Source organism: Streptomyces sp. 15-116A, assembly GCF_025290915.1.
GTDB lineage: Bacteria > Actinomycetota > Actinomycetes > Streptomycetales > Streptomycetaceae > Streptomyces.
The window spans coordinates 1-1,913 of the sequence record NZ_JAOCQE010000506.1 but is presented as its reverse complement, the minus strand read 5'-3'; the positions used below and the strand labels follow the sequence as shown (position 1 = coordinate 1,913).

1 protein-coding gene is annotated in these 1,913 nt (G+C 69.9%); it reads left to right on the top strand.

The window, feature by feature from the left end:
- Positions 1–1,862 (top strand): penicillin-binding protein 2 (locus N4P33_RS34950; protein WP_260830931.1); only part of this gene is annotated, 1,862 nt, incomplete at its 5' end.
- Between the last annotated feature and the right edge of the window lie 51 nt (positions 1,863–1,913).

Genomic DNA, 1,913 nt, shown 5'->3' with positions numbered 1-1,913 from the left:
CCGCCCGCCGCCCGGGCCCGCCCCGCCCGGCCCCGCGGACCATCCGGCTGGGCAGTCCGCGGCCCCGGCTGCGCCTCGTCGGCCTGGCACTGACCCTCGTCCTGATCGCCTTCGTCGTACGCCTGTTCCAGGTGCAGGCTGTCGACGCGAGCACGTATGCCGCCAAGGCCGCGCAGAACCGCTACGTCGGCCAGGTGCTGGCCGCCGAGCGCGGCGAGATCACCGACCGCAACGGCGTGGCCCTCGCGACCAGCGTCGACGCCTACGACATCACCGCCGACCCCACGATGTTCACCCCCGACCAGATGAAGATCGGCGACGGTCCCGAGCAGGCCGCCGCCCTCCTCGCCCCGATCCTCGGCCAGAGCCAGGACAAGCTGGTCGAGAAGCTGCGCCCGGAGAACAAGGCCCTGCGCTATGTCAAACTGGCCGGCCGGCAGACCCCGCAGGTCTGGAAGCAGATCAAGGACCTGAAGTCCGCGCTGGCCAAGAAGACGCAGGACGACAAGTCCGCCGTCAACGTCCTGGCCGGCGTCTTCTCCGTCCCCACCACCAAGCGCGTGTACCCCAACAACGAGCTCGCCGCCGGGATACTGGGCTGGGTCAACGCCTCCGGCAAGGGCGGCGGCGGCATCGAGCTCCAGCTGGACAAGCAGCTCACCGGCAAGGACGGCAAGATCCGCTACGCCCAGTCCGGCGGCCGTCTGGTGCCCACCGCCGGCTCCACCGAGACCCCGGCCGTGCCCGGCAGCGACGTCGAGCTGACCATCGACCGGGACATCCAGTGGGCCGCGCAGAACGCCATCAGCAAGCAGGTGGAGAAGTCACAGGCGGACCGCGGCTACGTCATCGTCCAGGACACCCGCACCGGCGAGATCCTCGCCATGGCCAACGCGCCCGGCTTTGACCCCAACAACCTGTCCGAGGCCGACCCGACGGCGCTCGGCAACGCGGCACTGCAGGACGCCTACGAACCCGGCTCCACCGCCAAGGTGCTGTCGATGGCGGCCGTCCTGGAGGAGAACGCCGCCACCCCGGGCACCCATGTCGTGGTGCCCAACCGCCTGCACCGCGGCGACCGTCTCTTCAAGGACGACGTCGATCACCCGACCTGGTACCTGACCCTCAACGGCGTCCTCGCCAAGTCCAGCAACATCGGGACCATCCTGGCCACCGGCCAGCTCGGCAAGACCCAGTCCGCCGCCAACAAGGTCCTCTACGACTACCTGCGCGGGTTCGGCCTCGGCAGCCACACCGGGCTCGGCTTCCCCGGCGAGACCAAGGGCATCCTGGCCCCGCCCCAGGAGTGGTCGACCTCCCAGCAGTACACGATTCCTTTCGGCCAGGGCGTCTCCATCAACGCCATGCAGGCCGCCTCCGTCTACTCCACCATCGCCAACGGCGGCGTCCGCATCGAACCCAGCCTGGTGCGCGGCACCAAGGGACCCGACGGGAACTTCACGCCCGCCCCCGAGCCCGGGAAGAAGCGGGTGATCAGCGAGAAGACGGCGGACACGCTCGCCCGGATGCTGGAGTCGGTGGTGGACGACGAGGAGGGCACCGGCACCAAGGCGCGCATCCCCGGCTACCGGGTGGCGGGCAAGACGGGTACGGCGAACCGCGTGGATCCGGCCACCGGCAAGTACCGCGGCTACACCTCCTCCTTCGCCGGATTCGCCCCCGCCGACAAGCCCCGGATCACCGTCTACTGCGTCATCCAGAACGCCACCGAGGGCAGCTACTTCGGCGGCCAGATCTGCGGACCGGTCTACAAGCAGGTCATGGAGTTCGCCCTGAAGACCCTCCAGGTCCCCCCGACCGGGGCGAAGCCCGCGAAGTACCCGGTCACCTTCAAGCCCTGACCGACGCGACCCTCCAGGAACCACCTCGTGACGACGACCTCTCCCCGCCCC